General features: G+C 59.4%; 11 protein-coding genes and 1 riboswitch. Of the genes, 1 reads left to right on the top strand and 10 read right to left on the bottom strand.

Annotated features, from left to right (window positions below; all coding sequences use genetic code 11):
• Positions 1 to 758 precede the first annotated feature (758 nt).
• The 6 genes from tnpC to JEY66_RS33610 form a co-directional block, all read right to left on the bottom strand.
• Positions 759 to 2,303: an IS66 family transposase gene (gene tnpC / locus JEY66_RS33635; protein WP_224517700.1), complete on the bottom strand. Its 1,545-nt coding sequence runs from the start codon at positions 2,301 to 2,303 to the stop codon at positions 759 to 761.
• Positions 2,304 to 2,437: 134 nt separating this feature from the next.
• The gene (gene tnpB / locus JEY66_RS33630) at positions 2,438 to 2,794 is read right to left on the bottom strand and encodes an IS66 family insertion sequence element accessory protein TnpB (protein WP_018273887.1); all 357 of its coding nucleotides are present in this window, start codon (positions 2,792 to 2,794) and stop codon (positions 2,438 to 2,440) included.
• Positions 2,791 to 3,189 (bottom strand): transposase, encoded by a 399-nt coding sequence (locus tag JEY66_RS33625; protein WP_026192391.1) that lies wholly within the window; start codon positions 3,187 to 3,189, stop codon positions 2,791 to 2,793. The genes tnpB and JEY66_RS33625 overlap by 4 nt, the downstream gene beginning before the upstream one ends.
• A 101-nt stretch (positions 3,190 to 3,290) precedes the next feature.
• Entirely contained in the window at positions 3,291 to 3,692 is a 402-nt protein-coding gene (locus JEY66_RS33620; RefSeq protein WP_016841992.1) for a type II toxin-antitoxin system VapC family toxin, read from the bottom strand.
• Positions 3,693 to 3,736: 44 nt separating this feature from the next.
• Entirely contained in the window at positions 3,737 to 3,931 is a 195-nt protein-coding gene (locus JEY66_RS33615) for a type II toxin-antitoxin system VapB family antitoxin (protein ID WP_016841991.1), read from the bottom strand.
• A 1,147-nt stretch (positions 3,932 to 5,078) separates the two neighbouring features.
• Positions 5,079 to 5,927 carry a hypothetical protein gene (locus JEY66_RS33610; protein WP_016841977.1) on the bottom strand — a complete coding sequence of 283 codons (849 nt, stop codon included), beginning with the start codon at positions 5,925 to 5,927 and terminating at the stop codon, positions 5,079 to 5,081.
• 1,348 nt (positions 5,928 to 7,275) lie between these two features.
• Positions 7,276 to 7,478, top strand: a riboswitch (cobalamin riboswitch).
• A gap of 102 nt (positions 7,479 to 7,580) precedes the next feature.
• On the opposite strand from JEY66_RS33610, the gene metE reads away from it, so the two are divergent.
• On the top strand, positions 7,581 to 9,926 hold the full coding sequence (metE, locus tag JEY66_RS33605) for a 5-methyltetrahydropteroyltriglutamate--homocysteine S-methyltransferase (RefSeq protein WP_018270234.1): 2,346 nt from the start codon (positions 7,581 to 7,583) through the stop codon (positions 9,924 to 9,926).
• 712 nt (positions 9,927 to 10,638) lie between these two features.
• Here metE and hemN read toward each other — a convergent pair.
• The 4 genes from hemN to JEY66_RS33585 form a co-directional block, all read right to left on the bottom strand.
• Positions 10,639 to 11,991 carry an oxygen-independent coproporphyrinogen III oxidase gene (gene hemN, locus JEY66_RS33600; protein ID WP_026192392.1) on the bottom strand — a complete coding sequence of 451 codons (1,353 nt, stop codon included), beginning with the start codon at positions 11,989 to 11,991 and terminating at the stop codon, positions 10,639 to 10,641.
• Positions 11,992 to 12,477: 486 nt separating this feature from the next.
• On the bottom strand, positions 12,478 to 13,104 hold the full coding sequence (locus tag JEY66_RS33595; RefSeq protein ID WP_035632897.1) for a hemerythrin domain-containing protein: 627 nt from the start codon (positions 13,102 to 13,104) through the stop codon (positions 12,478 to 12,480).
• 151 nt (positions 13,105 to 13,255) lie between these two features.
• Entirely contained in the window at positions 13,256 to 13,939 is a 684-nt protein-coding gene (locus JEY66_RS33590; RefSeq protein ID WP_233475709.1) for a helix-turn-helix domain-containing protein, read from the bottom strand.
• Between the two features lie 492 nt (positions 13,940 to 14,431).
• A complete protein-coding gene (locus JEY66_RS33585) occupies positions 14,432 to 15,265 on the bottom strand; it encodes a universal stress protein (protein WP_016841970.1) in 834 nt (277 codons plus the stop codon).
• Between the last annotated feature and the right edge of the window lie 199 nt (positions 15,266 to 15,464).

Genomic DNA, 15,464 nt, shown 5'->3' with positions numbered 1-15,464 from the left:
TTTCAACTTGCCCGGTTCCGGGGGGGGGCCATTTCCGCATCAAAGGTTTGATGCGAGATCGGTATTTGTGCGCCCTCCAATGCGCTATCTTTCAGAATACGACATGGTCGATGCGCCGGAATTGGTACGTGGTGAATCGGTGAACTTGTAGAACGCTGCCCATCCCGCCAGTTGACGGTTGGCCGGCGATCATGTCGACCGTGCTGACACTTTGATTGCCGGAAAGGCTACTGTGAGCCCGCGAACAAACACCTTCGCCTTTTCCTGGGTATCGTTGTGACGACGGACAAGCGCCCGTGCGCCCCTCGCTTGCGAATGAGGTTCCCGCGTGGCGTCAGCATGAACGTGTCCGTCGGACCGCAATGAACACATCACTCAACGCAGCGAAGCCAGGCGTCCCGCGCACCTCCACGCGGGCGCCCTGGAACTCAACCGTCACGACGGCTGCATCCCCTGATCTGGAAGGCCACGCGGCGGCCGGTAGCGCCGACTCCGACACTACCGGCACGAACGATCTGCGTGCGATCCAGCCGTCGCGGATCGGAGTTTTCCGAAAGCCGCTCGTCGGCCGCTGGCATCAGCGCCGCGAATTTGGGGCAGGGCAGGGACCTCGGGGTAATCGTGCAGACGTTGCCAGCGGTCTATCGTAAGCGACGTTCGCGTCCCATTCGCAAAGGTTTGGCGTGGGGATTGCAGTCTGTTGATCAACGTGTTTGCAAATCGTTGGCGGGGGGTATGGAGGCGGCAACGACGGAGAATTACGAGGTGCGGCCGAACGACCAGGGCAGGAGCTCGTCGATCCGGGACTGCGGGTGACCGGTTGCGATCGCTTTGAGCGTCGCTTTCATCCAGACGTAGGGCTCCACGCTGTTGATTTTGCAGGTGGCGATGAGCGAAGCTATGCGCGCCCATGAACGACCACCTTCGTCGTGACCAGCAAATAAACTATTTTTACGCGTCAGAGTCAGCGGCCTGATTTGATTTTCGACGGGATTGGTGTCCATCTCAACGCAACCATCGTCGAGAAACAAGGTGAGGCCATCCCAATGGTTCAGGAGATAGGCGATCGCCTTGCCCATCTCGCTGCCCGGCGACAGGCGAGCGGCTTGCTCGCGCAGAAACCTCTCGAGTTCAGCGACGAGCGGCCGTGATCGCTCGTTACGGGTCGTTTGCCGAGCCGGGGCGTCGGCGCCACGGATCTCCTTCTCGATCGCATAGAGTGCGGCGATGCGCGCGAGGACGGCTTCGGCGATGGGTGAGCCGGCTTTCGGAGTCGCTGCGATGATCTTGCGCCTTGAGTGGGACCAACATGCGGCCAGCCGCAGCGGCACGCCGCCTTTGCGCTTGGGCCGTGCGAGCCGATGATAGCCCTGGTATCCGTCGACCTGAAGGATGCCGTCGAAGCCCTCGAGGATGCGCTCAGCATGGTCACCACCGCGTCCTGGCGCGTAGTGGTAGACCACGATTGGTGGATCAGCGCCGCCGTGGCCGCGATCGTCGCGCAGGACAGCCCACAGATAGCCGGTCTTCGTTCGGCCCCGGCCCGGATCGAGCACAGGCGCCCTGGTCTCGTCTATGAACAAGCGGCCCGATTGCTTCATCACGACGCTCATGCGCTCGACCAGCGGCGCGAGGTGGAAGGCGACCGTTCCCATCCAGTCTGCCAGAACGGCGCGATCGATGAAGATGCCATGCCGAGCCAGAACCTGCGACTGACGATAGAGTGGCATGTGCTCGCTGAACTTGGCGACCGCCACCTGCGCCAGCAGCGCCTCGGTGGGGATGCCACCCTCCACGAGATGGGCGGGCGCCGGCGCCTGAGCAACACCGGTGCAGCCCTTTGCGCAGGCGTAGCGCGGTCGCACCGTCTCGATCACACGATACTGGGCGGCCATGACATCGAGACGGCGGGAGCGATCCTCGCCGATCTGGACCATCCGGCCGCAGCCGCAGGGACACTCGAGGTTCTCGGGTTCGATCACCTGCTCGATGCGCGGCAGGTGCGCGGGAAAGGCACGGGCAGCGCGCCTGGTCCGGCGGCTGGACGGCGCCGTGCCGGCGCGGCGCGCACGATCGTCCTGGCGTTCCTGGACTTCGGCGATGGCAATCTCGATGTCCTCGAGAACCAGTTGCATCTGATCGGGATTGAACTTCTCCGAGCGTTTACCGAAACGTGCGCGCTCGTACTCCTTCACGAGCAGTTCGAGGCGTTCGACGCTCTCTTTGGACGCAGCCAGTTCACTCTCGACATGAAGGCGCGCCGAGCATTCATCGTCTGCGCGACGACGCTCGGCTTCAATCATCGCTTCCTGCGCGCGGAAGAGCGCGCGCAAATCGGCGGGCAGCGCTGCAAGACGGGCGGGATCAATGGGGGACGGCGGCACATCCGCAAGCTATCATCCCAAAGCCCCGCGCGAAACAGGTTGTCGGGTCTGAGTCAGTTCGCCGCAGCTGGCGTCGCGACAATCCGTTCGCCCACTCGCTTCCAGTTCAGCCCTTCAAACAGCGCTTCGAACTGCACGCGCGTCAGATGCATGACGCCGTCGCTGATCTGCGGCCACTCGAAACGACCATCGCGGCCAAGGCGCTTGTAGACCAAAACGAGGCCCGTGCCGTCCCATAGCAAAATCTTCAGCCGGTCGGCGCGCTTCGAACGACAAACCACGATCAGGCCCGAATGCGGATCGAGCCCAAGCGTGTTTTGCACAAGACCGGCCAGCGCGTCGTGCCCGCACCGGAAGTCAACAGGACGCACAGCAAGCACAATCCGCAGTCCCTGCGCCGGAATGATCATGCGCCGCGCTCGATCGCAGTCACGATCTCCGCGATCCGCACCGCCGACACGTCCGCATCCAGGCGGACCGAAACCTTGCCAATCGTAATCTCGACGGGCCCCTCGCTCTTGCCTGACGCCACTGGATCGCTCAGCTCGATCGACACGAAATCCGCCGCGTCGTCCGTGACCAATGCGAGCCGGCCAGCACGCGCCAATCTGCGCCACGTCGTCAACTGCTGGGCCTTCACACCATAACGCCGTGCGACATCACATACCCGGGCGTCGGGCTTCATGCTCTCGAAAACAGCGCGCCCCTTGATCTCCGCAGACCATAACCGGCCTCCAGAACGCGTCCGGCGCGTAAGCTTCCCCACAAAGCCATCAGCTTCGGCTTCCTCCCCCGATTGTTCCATCGCCTTCAGTCTCCTCTCGGCTCTCTGACAAGCCAAGGATCGCAGAGCGAAAGCCGAAGCGAAACCAGTCAATCAAATGGGAGAAAAGCTCCGCTTACGGTCTATCCTTTATAGACCAGCTCGAGATCGGTTCGCGGAAAGTCGTCACCCTTGTGCAGCAGTGGCGCGCGATAGGTCTTGGCGCAGGCAGAGGCGAAACAGTCGCCAAGATTGAGCTGAGCCGGATGTCGCGCGTTTCCGAACCGATCGAATGCCATGGCGGCGGTCGATATCATGCCGTCGGCAATCGCGCACACGCGGATGGATCCGGCGTCGAGAACTTTCGCACTGCCGCCTCCGCTTCCGGCGCACCCCATGCGTTGACGCGCATGAGAGCACAGATCGTTCGTATACCGCGATGGTGAGGTAAACGGCGCTTTGGCGTCCGCAATTGCCATGACGACCTCAGCCGCGTCTGGCTCGCGTAGCAAGATTACGACCAGGGCTGAGGCATCGATCATCATCAGGCATCACCGGACAGATCGTCGAAAAAATGCCTTATCGGCGGTCAGGCCGGTTTTGGGAGCGCGGGTGCGATGCGGTCGAGCAGCGGTTGCACCTCCCAGAGCGGCGTCTTTAGGCGTTCACGCTGAATTTCATGTTCGCAAGCCTCGCGAATGCAATCGAGGATCGGCTTGCCTTTGAGGGTGGCAAGTTCACGAATGATCCGGTCAGTGTCGCGGTCTTTAATGTTGTAGGCCATGGGTACCTCTGCTCAGGTATATAGGTGTCCATACTTAGGTACCTTAGCAAGGGCGCGTTTCCACGCTCTAATTGATATTACAATTATATTTGTCGCAAAATGGGTCGCGAGAGAGACGAGCCACCAATTTGCAGGTCCGGTTTCATGCAGCAACGACGAGCTCTGCGGTCGGGCCTAAATCGGGATCTGGCACCGAAGGACTGCAGGCCGTGTTCGGTCCGATCTATGCGGTCAGCCCGGTCTTCAAAAGTCTTGATGCATAGGGACCAGGCGGCGCCTCCGCACGATAGCGAGTGGCTCAGCTGCGCGAACTTTGTGGTCAGACGATCGGGTACGCCGGCGAAAGGCAGAGCGATCCAGGCTTAGCGAATTTGACAACATCGAGCGCTCCGTCGGCGCGGAGAAGGCGTCCGACCTTCGGAAGGCCATCGCGATCCAGGGGCGCAGTGGGCAGCCGTGAACTGCCGAGCTCTTGTTACAGGCTTGAAGCGGACGGCCGACTCAAAGCCGAATTTGTAACGAGAGACGGCGCCCGGCGGGTGGGGAAGAGCGAAAGAAGCATGCTTCAGATCAGGATTTACGACGCGCAAACGATCCGCGTGAGGAAATCTAGATCTTCCGTCCCAATTCTGCAGTCGATCCGACGCAGCATGGCTGCAGAACTCCTCGCCGGGGGTACTCGGGAAAGGGCCCGCCGCCATGAGGTATGCCGGCGTCGCTATCACTGCCCCGTTCCCGGGTACCCTTTTAACCGGTCTCGTCGCTGCACTCGCTCCCGCGTGCCGCCTTCGGCGTCACGCTCCTGCGGGTGCCATTGTCCGTTGAAGCGATGCGCTGCGCGCACGCCTGGTCAGAGCAGGGGCCGCAAGCATCGCTAGGCCAACTCCCCCGAAGAATGGATCTAGAGCTGGCCGCGTCGCAGATTGGCGTCCGCTCGCTGCATGTGAGCGGGGAGGGCTAACCGGCTCTCGTAAGCTGGCACGTGCGCGCCTGGTCAAGGCATCGCTTGCTTCGCGGAATGGGCCGAGAGCAACGGTACTGCCCTATGACGAGCTGCGAGAGGCTGGCGGTTTGTCGCAAAAACGTTACAGGACAAGTCAGCGCTTCCGAACGCGTGTGCTTTGCTGCTACTCCGAGGCGCTCAGCGTCAAGGAGCTGCGCCGCGATCTTGCTTTGTGTGACCATTGGCCGAGGCCTTTCGCGCCCTCTCTATTGCTTCCCGTTCACTTGGCTCTATCCGATCGAACCAGGAGCCTGGAGGATAGGCCGCGATACGCTTAGCGAAGGAAGATTGCGGCTCCCAATCTTGTCCCTCGCTCTTCTCGAAAGTGATGACGCCGTTGTGGGTAAAATAATGGGGGCCTGGGATGTTACAGTTCACCAAAAGCAGAACGCGCCACAGATCGCCCTTCTCGGTCGGCTTGGCATTGGGTTTCGACACGTAATCCACTACAACGGGTTCAATGATATGGCAGCGGCCGTGCCGCAGAAGATTGCCGAGCTTGCCTTGCGCAGTCGTCACGAAGTTGAAGTTGGCCGGATCATGCAGAAAGTGAAGATTCGCGTCCCTTTCGCCATCTGTAACCTCACTGGCGATCAACGAGAGCGCCAAGGCGCGCCAGCCCAATTCAATCGGCTTTGCATATGTCGATGCAAGTTTAATCGTCCCGTCAGTCGCGATCTTCCAAGTGATAGCGTACTGTTCGTCTGATCTGTTGTCCGGGTGCCTGGTCCATGAAAAATAAACGTACTCTGTTCGGTCAATTCCTTCAGCGACTCCCCACGATCGAGGCACAAAGTGAGCCACCTTCGAGACCTTGGAAATGATTTGTTCTATAGTCTCACCATCTTGCGCTCGCCACGTTGACTTGACCCTTTCGACAAGCGTGTGGTCGTTGGCGCGAACATTGTTGCTCGTCGCCGCCAGCCCGGCCAGGCAGATCAGCGACCGAGCGATACAGAACCAAAGCACGCGCTTTCCAGACTTTTTCTTCATTGCTTCCGGCTCATCTGGTTATCATCCACACGTCAATCCAAAGCGGCACGTCTTCCTCAGCGTGCTTTGCGCAGATCGCAAGAAGTTAGCGGCAACGTGACGCAGGCGCCTGCCGATGTCCCGCGCGAGCAGGCGCCGTCCCTCGATGTCACGCGCCGCTAACTTCAGTGGTCAGCCAAAGCCTCAATTTGCAATGCTGGACCTGCCCAGGAGGAGAAGCCTGGACATGATGAGGACTTGCATTGTTCGTGCCAGGCAATAACCGGCAGTTCGCGGCAGATTTGTGCTGTCTTTGTCGACTTACCGACCTACGCACGTTCTAATGTTACCATTCAGCCTATTCGCCACGACTTCCGTGAATGATTCTTGTCACGCACTGAATCTTCGACAGCGGGCGAATGCCTCGCTGCCAGAGTCTTGACGACAATTGGGAGCAGGTATGCCGCCATCGATCCGTGTGATCCGGGGGCGTTGCCGCTACTACGAATGTCGAGGGCGCCCCAGCCTGTTGTGCTTGGCACTTTGCGGCCTACACCAACGCGGAGCCGCCCTTCAGCGGCGGGCGATTTGGAATCGATGTTAAGGAACTTCACGGATCAAGCAGGGGACGAGACGTGGCATTCTCCGCTCGCGCAACGTTAGGGGCCGTCGTCTACCTGCTCGTCATTGCAGTCAACATTCAAGGAGCTGCGCTTCCACGCAGCCGTGTCGACCGGCAAGAGGGAAGCCTCAGGTCTTGCTAGCTTCGGCTCGAACTACTCAACACTTCCGAGAGCATCTGTCTGACGGGGCGGCTCATAAAAGGCCTTGCCATCCAGCCGAACAGACCGACAGTAAAGACGGCAGCAGCAAAGACGCCGAGGGCGCTCCAAACAGCCATTTTCATTGCGAGGGTCTCTTTTGGTTGTGGTGATTCAATATGCTTGCTTTGGCCAGTATCACCAAAACGTCGGCGTGACGCCTACCAGGATTGGCTGGTCGCACATCGACACGTCCGCTGAGCACGCTGCTGGATTAAGCGAATACCTCTTGCGCGTATTCGCCACTGATCCATGGTTATTAATGGAGAAGGGAGGGCGCATCGAAGCGTGCTCGATGAATCGTTCAAAAGCCGGGCCGCATGACAAGCGTCTTGCGCGGCGCCGTGAGCTTCTTCGTGCTGGGCGCATTCGTCTCGTGCACAGATCTGACCCGCCGCCCGACGCCAATGCGTCTCCGAGATGGTCATTCCGATATCCTATGACTGGAGATGGCTTCTACGTCGCGATCAAGCGTGGCCTCGGAGGAGCATTCGCGTAAGAGAGGTCGCAGCACCAATTTGAGAGGTTGACGGCCGAGTTCTCTTGCCGATAATCCAAGTCGTCGAGGTTCTCCGGTTTCCGTTTGATCCGGAGCTAAGAGGGAAGCCGGTGCCAATGCCGGCGCTGCCCCCGCAACTGTGAGCGGTGAGCCACTGTCCAACAAAGTCACTGAAGCCCGCGCGGCTTCGGGAAGGCCGGACGGCGGCAATGACCCGCGAGCCAGGAGACCTGCCCCGACAAAATATTCATCCACGGGCGGGGTGTCCCGGTGGTGCGCCAAGCAGCCGTCGCTCGGGCGACTTCTCCTGCCTGCGTCCGCCATGGCCTTTGCCCCCAACATGGGGTTAGCGCTATGTCTCTTCTCTCCCTTCCGGTTGCCACGCTCGGAACGCCGCGCATCGGTCCAAGACGCGAGCTCAAAGTCGCACTCGAAGGCTATTGGGCCGGAAGAATTAGTGAACAGCAGTTGCTTGAGGACGCAGCCGGCCTACGTGCCGCGAACTGGGCGCGCCAGAAGTCCCTCGGTGTCACCGTGATTCCGTCGAACGACTTCTCGTTGTACGATCAGGTGCTCGACACCAGTGTCATGGTCGGCGCCATCCCGGAAGTCTACGCCTCGAAAGCCGAGCCCGTTTCCCTCAAGACGTATTTCGCCATGGCACGCGGTTCACAATACGACGGCCGGGGTGCGAGTTGCGGCCACGGATCTCGCGGCGATGGCGCACCCGCGCAGGAGATGACCAAGTGGTTCGACACCAACTACCATTACATGGTCCCGGAATTTCATCGCGGACAGACTTTCAGGCTGTCCTCTCGCAAGCCTATCGACGAGTATGAGGAAGCCAAGGCCCTTGGCTTTCAGACTCGCCCTGTCCTGATCGGCCCGGTCACATTCCTAAAGCTAGGCAAGAGTGCTGATCCTGCGTTCCAGCCACTGTCACTCCTGGATGACCTGATACAGGTCTATATCGAGGTTCTGCAGGAATTGGCCAAACGCGGGGCAAATTGGGTTCAGTTCGACGAGCCCTGCTTGGTTCTTGATCTGGATGAGGAATCAAGACAATCCTTGCTACATGCCTATGACCGGCTCGCCAAGGAAGGGCCGGCCATCAAGATCATGGTCGCCAGCTATTTCGGTGGCCTCGGCGACAATCTTCCCACCGCCTTGCGCCTACCTGTCGCCGGGCTGCACGTCGACCTGGTTCGGGCGCCAGCGTTATTGGACCAGATCATTACCGCCAAGCGAAGTGATCTCGTCGTGTCACTCGGCGCGATAGACGGCCGCAATGTGTGGCGGACGAATTTGTCGGCACTGCGCCAACGGCTCGATCCCGCTATCGCGAAGCTGGGCAAAGATCGCATACAAATCGCTCCATCCTGTTCGCTGCTTCACGTGCCGGTCGATGTTGAACTCGAGACGGAGCTCGCTTCAGACATCAAGGGTTGGCTAGCATTCTCCGTTCAGAAGATTCGCGAGCTTGCGACCTTGGCGCGCGCTCTTGCAGGCGATCAGGATGTTGCTGGCGCTCTTGCGCAGTCGGAGCGCGTCACCACCGATCGTGGGACTTCGCCAAAGATCCGAGATGCCGATGTCGCCATCCGGATGAGAGCGATCAACCAGGCCACGCGCCGGCGCGCCAGTCCATTTGCCAGCCGTGCCGAGATCCAGCGCAAGCGCTTCAAACTACCGGCGTTTCCGACAACGACGATCGGATCGTTTCCGCAGACTGCAGAGGTTCGTAATGCCCGCGCAGCGCACGCGCGAGGCACGATGAACGACGGACAATACGACGAGTTCCTCAAGGAAGAGACTGCGCGTGCCGTACGTTGGCAGGAGGACATTGGCCTCGACGTGCTTGTGCACGGCGAGTTTGAGCGCAATGACATGGTGCAGTACTTCGGCGAACAACTCGCCGGCTTCGCATTTACCAAAAATGGCTGGGTACAATCCTATGGCTCGCGCTGTGTCCGGCCGCCGATCTTGTTTGGCGATGTCTCACGGCCGAAGCCGATCACCGTGGGGTGGTGGCGGTACGCGCAATCGCTAACCAAGAAGCCGATGAAGGCGATGTTGACCGGACCAGTGACGATCTTGAACTGGTCGTTTGTTCGCGATGATATTCCCCGAGCCGAGGTCTGTCGTCAAATTGCGCTCGCGATCCGAGACGAAGTCGGCGATCTCGAAAATGCTGGTGCAGCCATGATCCAGATCGACGAGGCTGCGCTGCGCGAAGGATTGCCGCCGCGCCGATCGGAGTGGACGGCTTATCTCGAGTGGGCCGGGGATTGCTTCCGCATCTGCTCATCGGGCGTCGCCGATCAAACCCAGATCCATACCCACATGTGCTACTCGGAATTCAACGACATCATCGATGCGATTGCTGCAATGGACGCGGATGTCATCTCGATCGAGACTTCGCGGTCGAAAATGGAGCTGCTCGACGCGTTTCGGAACTACAAATATCCAAATCAAATCGGGCCGGGTGTGTACGATATCCATTCTCCGCGCGTGCCCGAGTCGAGCGAGATGAAAGAGCTCGTGGCTTTGGCTCGAAAGCGGCTGCAGGATTCGCAACTTTGGATCAATCCGGATTGCGGTCTGAAGACGCGCAAATGGGAGGAGGTTCGCCCGGCGCTGGTGAACATGGTCTCCGCCGCCCGCGAACTACGCGCTGCATCCACTCCAGCCGACCGTTGACCTGGTCTGGTCTTTCGTCGAGAAGGCCGGTCGCCTGTCAACGATTTGCGGGCTCGATAATTGTGGGAGGCATTGGTGAGCAGAAAAAGGCCCGGCCGCCTTTAGCGGCCGGGCGGAAGTGTGTCCGGGAGGAGCGACGCTGCTAGGCAACGTGCTGACTTCCATCGGCGGAAGGAGGGCGCCGATGGTTCGATTACGGCGGGGACATCCGCCGAAATCTGACCCCAGTTAAGGCGCAAGCTCAGCGTAGCTCAATCATGCCCTGGTATGCGGCCGATATAGCCTAGATTTGAAATCTACACCAAGGTTTGTCACTTATGAGTAGTTTCGCAACGCTCTGCAGGGCCGAGAAATGTGGGGCGGTCGTGCCGGGCGATCATGGACGGGCACCAAGCGCACGTTGGTACGCTTTTCTGCCGGAAACGATGGGCTCGATCAACGGGACCATACGATAACGCGCACAGCAAGGATCTTATCGTGGTGACCAATGCAATCTGCGGCTTGCTATTGATCCCGCTTCAGCTAGTCATTGGTCTAGTCAAGTTTTTATACCAACCTCTGTTGGAAATCTTGTGCGGCTCGACGAAGAGCCGGCGAACGGGATGCCGATCAGCGTGCTCTTGATCGCCGCGACTGCTCGCGATCCAGAGCATAAACCGGTTTGGTGATGTCGAACTCGGATCTGAAACGGCTCGGTTCGGCTTCGTCTGGTTTAGACCGCCAGACTATGTGTAGCCCCGCTCCGAGTAAGGTGAGCGTCGAAGATCGATGCGACGCTCCGGGCCAGGAACTCTGCGCCACCGGCTATCGAAAGCCGGCTATCATCCATCACCACGACGCCATCGGCGATAAGGCCGTCGAGGCGAGAACGATCAACGACGGCCAAGCTTGGATCCCGGCCGTAACGACGGGATGTCTCGGAAAGATCGACTGTCAAATCGCACATGATTCGTTCGATAATCTCGGCGTGGAAGCGATCGTCGTCAGTCAGTAAATAGCCCTTTGCGATGGCCAGCCGATCCTCGCTGATGCGAGCGAGGTAGTCCTTCGTCGGGACGGCGTTCGCGACAAAGCCCTGTTGCATACGGCCGATGGCGCTGGCGCCCAGACCAATCAAGGTGTCCGCGCTATCGTCAGTGTAGCCCTGGAAATTGCGCCTCAACCTGCCTTCCTGGCTCGCCAGGGCGAGATTGTCGTCCGGTAGGGCGAAGTGATCGATTCCGACGCGGACATATCCCGCATCAACCAAAGCTTCCGTGATCGTTTCGGATTGGACGTGGCGCGCAATGCTGTCGGGCAGGGTGGACGCATCGATCAGACGTTGATGCTTCTTGAAGGAAGGAATATGCGCGTAGCCAAAGGCCGAAAACCGGTCCGGATGAAGCTCGAGGCATCTGGCGACGGTATCCAGGCACGAAGCGACCGTCTGCCGGGGCAGGCCATAGAGCAGGTCGAAATTGATACGTTCGACGCCGGCACGGCGCAACCGATCGACCGAGGTCGCGGTCTGTCCGAAGCTCTGCAGACGGTTGATGCCCTGCTGAACAACTGGATCGAAGCTCTGGACACCAAGGCTCGCCCGGTTGACCCCGCAATAGCCAAGAGCCTCGGCCATCGGCTCGCTCAACATGCGTGGATCGATCTCTACGGCGATCTCGGCATCAGGCAGGACCGCGAATGAATGGCGCAACGAACCGACCAGATCAGCGAACGTTTCAGGTGTCATGATCGTCGGGGTGCCGCCCCCGAAGTGGATATGAGTGATCGGTTGCCGTCGGCCAAGGGTTTCTGCAACGAGGTAAGCTTCGGTCCGCAGTCCCGCTGCATAGAACGAGATCGGCTCCTGGCGCTTCGTGACAGAAGTGTGGCAGCCACAATACCAGCACGTGCGTCGACAAAACGGCACGTGCACGTAGATCGATGCGGATTGCTGCGCGCCCAACGACTTGAGCCACATTTGATAGTCGGATTCGCAAATCGAAGCTGAGAAATGGGGGGCCGTCGGATAGCTGGTGTAGCGCGGCAGCCGTTGCTGCCCGTAGGCTTGTGCCAAGTCCGGTCGCATTCAGAGTGCCTTTCTTCCCTGGCCAACCGATTACCGGACACGCGGCGGATAGGCTTTGCGCTGGCTCAAAATATCCGCGTTGTTGATGGCGATAGCGGCCCTAAAGCCAAGATTGGTAGGGCATGCCGGCAACGTACGCATCGCACTTTGGATCGCGATGAAGGTCCTGCCCTCTTCCGGGCAAGAAGAGGTCCAGCAGTGCCGCAACGATCGATCGCGGTCGGTCGGTGGACGTAAGGGGCACTCATATTACGTAATATCACTGGGGCGCTGGTCGAGCGGTATTGCCAATTGCCCGCGCGACGTTCACGTCACGGGACCAGCCGGACCCCGGCCGTGCTGTTTGCGAAGGGACCGGCTGCAAGTGATCATCGGGCGCGGATGTCGCGCTGGCCGCGCGCGGCGTACGCGCCAGAAGGACTGTCACCTTCATTTCAATGAGATGAGCATGACCTGCACGGCCCGGCGTGCAGAGTCAGTGATCAATTACGGTCCATCGGCTTTGGCGCCATCTGGCGGCTTGCCGGCCATTGCGGACGAAAACGCCACCGAACTCCGTTCGGCTTCAGCTTCTTGCTCTAATTGTAGAATATGCGCTCTTAGTGCATCGGAAGTCGCTTCCGCCGTCTCGCTGAACAGCAGATCCCCATGATCAGTGCGGGCGGAAGCGATTTCCGTCCAATCCTCAGCCGATAGAGCCTTGACGGCGGCGGGGAAGAAATCTCGCTCTTCCCACATCATGTGGTGCCGCTCCCGCAATATAAAGTCGCGTACGATGTTACCGACGTCTTGTCGAAGGATTTCACGATCCGCGAGGATAGCATCGATAGCTTGAGCAAAATGGTGCAGGCGGTCGATGACTTCCTGGTGTTCATGCGCGAGATCGCCGACGATTGCAGCCGCATCCGGATCGCGAGTTCTAAGCTTGGAGAAAATCAAATCTTCCTGAGGATGATGGTACACCTCCGGGTAAACCTCGAAGTAGCTGATAATCGCGCGAATGACCTCATAGTCAGGACGGGCCCCATGCTCAAAGATCTCCAATTCACGTTGGAGGGCGACCAGAAGTAGGTCAATATTGCGATGCTCTCGAAGCAAAAAATCGATGATCATTGCGGTGCTCCAGGGCGGAACAATGTAAGCGAGCGATCCTGCCATCTGTGCGCGATCGCCCAAGCCGATGTTCGGGTGTCGTTCACGTGCTGCGATCCGTCGGCGCTGATCGGTGCAAGGAAGTCCGCGCATTTCACAGCGCTTCTTGAGCTTAGCCCAAGTTCTGTGCAACGTGGCTCGGCAGTTTGTCGTTACGTAACTCGATTCGGCGCAAGGTCGGCAAGGCAATCACGCCATTCTGCTCGAGTTGAGTGAGGGTGCGCGAGACCGTTTCGATCGTCAAGCCAAGATAGTCGGCAACATCCTGCCGTGACATCGGCAGCTCGATCGCAGCGTTCTTCGTAGTACGACGAGACATATCGAGCAGAAATGCCACGACCCGCTGTTCAGCGCTGCTGATCAAAAGCATCAGATGCTCCTGAAAGCGGCGGAGCTCAAGCGCCATCGCGTCCCAGAGCTGCCTTGTGAGCTCGCAATCTTGGCTGGCGCGAACGATGAGGGCGCTGCGCTTCACCATCAAAAGGTGCGTCTCACAGACCGTCTCCGCCGAAGCGATATGGCTGTCTCCGGCCTCAAAGCCGAAGATGTCACCGGGCAGATAAAACGCACCAATCTGACGACGCCCATCTTCCATAATCTTGTAGGTTCGTACAGCACCCGATACCACCTGGTATAGGTGTTCGGCTGCTTCGTCCTCGCCGTAGATCTCGCTATTGCGAGCGAACCGCATCGGGGTCGCAACCATACCAAACGGTCCATAGGTACGAGATTGCCTGCACAAGACGCTGCTCGGATGATGGCTGATCTCGTGAATACTTGTGGCCTGAGCGTACATGGCGGACTCGATCTTCGAAACGTCAATGGAGCGGAGATTGGCCGCTTCTGATGAACTGGAAAATTTCGATGTTTCCCCTAAGTAGAACCCACTAAGTATTTATACGTATGCCGTGAGAAGAATTCTCGATGGGGGCGACGCAGCCTTTCGGTATCTCGAATGCGGCTCAAAGCCGACCAGCCGCGTTTGAATGAGGAAGCTGCATTCTGACTTGGCCGTTCGGCTTGAAGTTGAGCTCGGGCATCCTCGGGTGGGCGGTGACCAGATTGTCCCGCTCCTCTAGACCGGCAGCCTACGTGCAACGTTCGAAAACCGCGGCGCATGTTCAGCGGTTTCGCCCCGCCTCGTCGATGGAGCGACGGCGGGCCCGCGAAAGCCGGGACAAACGGCGCTCCTGTTCTCCAGATCGGCGGGCGGCTGGTGCCTTGCCCCGCGCCCATCGACTGGGTCCGGGGCGCATCTGGCGGCATATCGCATCTATATTTCTTGCCTTCAGTGCGACATCAAAACCGGAATGACGTTTGCACGAAGCAGATTTCCCGAAATGCCACCGAGCAGCCTTTCCTGCAGCCGAGAGCGGACGTATCCGCCCATCACCAGCAGGTCGAGGCTTTCGTCCGCCACAAGCGACAGGAGGGCGCGGTGTACCGACTGGGGTGCTGGGAGCGACACGATCTTTGCAGGAAGGCCCGACCTTTCAAGATACCGTCCCAAATGGTCGGCGGAGCTCTCCGCCGGGACCTTGTGCGCATCAGTCATCGCGATGATGGTCAGCGCGTCCGCTTCGCGCAGCAGCGGCATCGCGTCGTGCAACGCGCGGGCCGCAAGGCGGCTGCCGTCCCAGCAAATCCCAATTCGTCTGGCCGAAAAAGAGCCGTGGATGACGCTTGGCAGATACAGAACTGGCTTGCCGGCCTGGAGCAGGACGTCCTTGGGAATAACGTTGTCATAGCTCTCGTAGCCGCTCTGGGGCTGCGTGACGATAGTCATGTCGTGCACTCGCGCGCTGGCGCAGATGCTTCGACGCGCCTCCGCTGGAACCGCACTGAGCGCGCGGCTCGCATAGGATATGCCGGAGCTCCTTGCCCGCAGATCAAAGACACGGAGTGCCGCTTCGGCTCTCTCCAACGCACGCGCCTGCTCGATTTCAAAGACCGAAGTGACGGCCACCCCGCTGAGTGCGGCGAGCGGAATAATGGTCCTCTCATAACCGATGGCCACAACGTCAAGATGCGCGCCCGTGCTCAGTGCGAAGGAAATCGAACCGTTCACCGCGGCCCGCACCGGGAGCTCCGTGGGAAGATGGACCAATATGTTCCCGAACATTGCCGTTCTCCGGGCGTGAAAGGATTGCTGCCGATCGGAGCACAAATCTGGGCCGGACAATTGATCTGCTTCATACGCTCGCCGATTTAGTTAGGCAGGATCAAACCGGCCACGGACAGTTCGCGCAGAGTCCGATGCCAAGTAGAAGCAGCATGGCATGTGTTGCATCGCTCATGTCAACTGCGAATCCTGCACGATT

This window comes from Bradyrhizobium elkanii USDA 76, from assembly GCF_023278185.1.
GTDB lineage: Bacteria > Pseudomonadota > Alphaproteobacteria > Rhizobiales > Xanthobacteraceae > Bradyrhizobium > Bradyrhizobium elkanii.
The sequence above is the reverse complement of the archived record's forward strand: the minus strand, read 5'-3'. Positions and strand labels throughout refer to the sequence as shown.

Excerpts from the sequence above, each read along its gene's own strand:
- tnpC (WP_224517700.1), bottom strand. The coding sequence starts at position 2,303 with ATGATTGAAGCCGAGCGTCGTCGCGCAGACGATGAATGCTCGGCGCGC.
- tnpB (WP_018273887.1), bottom strand. The coding sequence starts at position 2,794 with ATGATCATTCCGGCGCAGGGACTGCGGATTGTGCTTGCTGTGCGTCCT.
- JEY66_RS33625 (WP_026192391.1), bottom strand. The coding sequence starts at position 3,189 with ATGGAACAATCGGGGGAGGAAGCCGAAGCTGATGGCTTTGTGGGGAAG.
- JEY66_RS33620 (WP_016841992.1), bottom strand. The coding sequence starts at position 3,692 with ATGATGATCGATGCCTCAGCCCTGGTCGTAATCTTGCTACGCGAGCCA.
- JEY66_RS33615 (WP_016841991.1), bottom strand. The coding sequence starts at position 3,931 with ATGGCCTACAACATTAAAGACCGCGACACTGACCGGATCATTCGTGAA.
- JEY66_RS33610 (WP_016841977.1), bottom strand. The coding sequence starts at position 5,927 with ATGAAGAAAAAGTCTGGAAAGCGCGTGCTTTGGTTCTGTATCGCTCGG.
- metE (WP_018270234.1), top strand. The coding sequence starts at position 7,581 with ATGTCTCTTCTCTCCCTTCCGGTTGCCACGCTCGGAACGCCGCGCATC.
- hemN (WP_026192392.1), bottom strand. The coding sequence starts at position 11,991 with ATGCGACCGGACTTGGCACAAGCCTACGGGCAGCAACGGCTGCCGCGC.
- JEY66_RS33595 (WP_035632897.1), bottom strand. The coding sequence starts at position 13,104 with ATGATCATCGATTTTTTGCTTCGAGAGCATCGCAATATTGACCTACTT.
- JEY66_RS33590 (WP_233475709.1), bottom strand. The coding sequence starts at position 13,939 with ATGTACGCTCAGGCCACAAGTATTCACGAGATCAGCCATCATCCGAGC.
- JEY66_RS33585 (WP_016841970.1), bottom strand. The coding sequence starts at position 15,265 with ATGTTCGGGAACATATTGGTCCATCTTCCCACGGAGCTCCCGGTGCGG.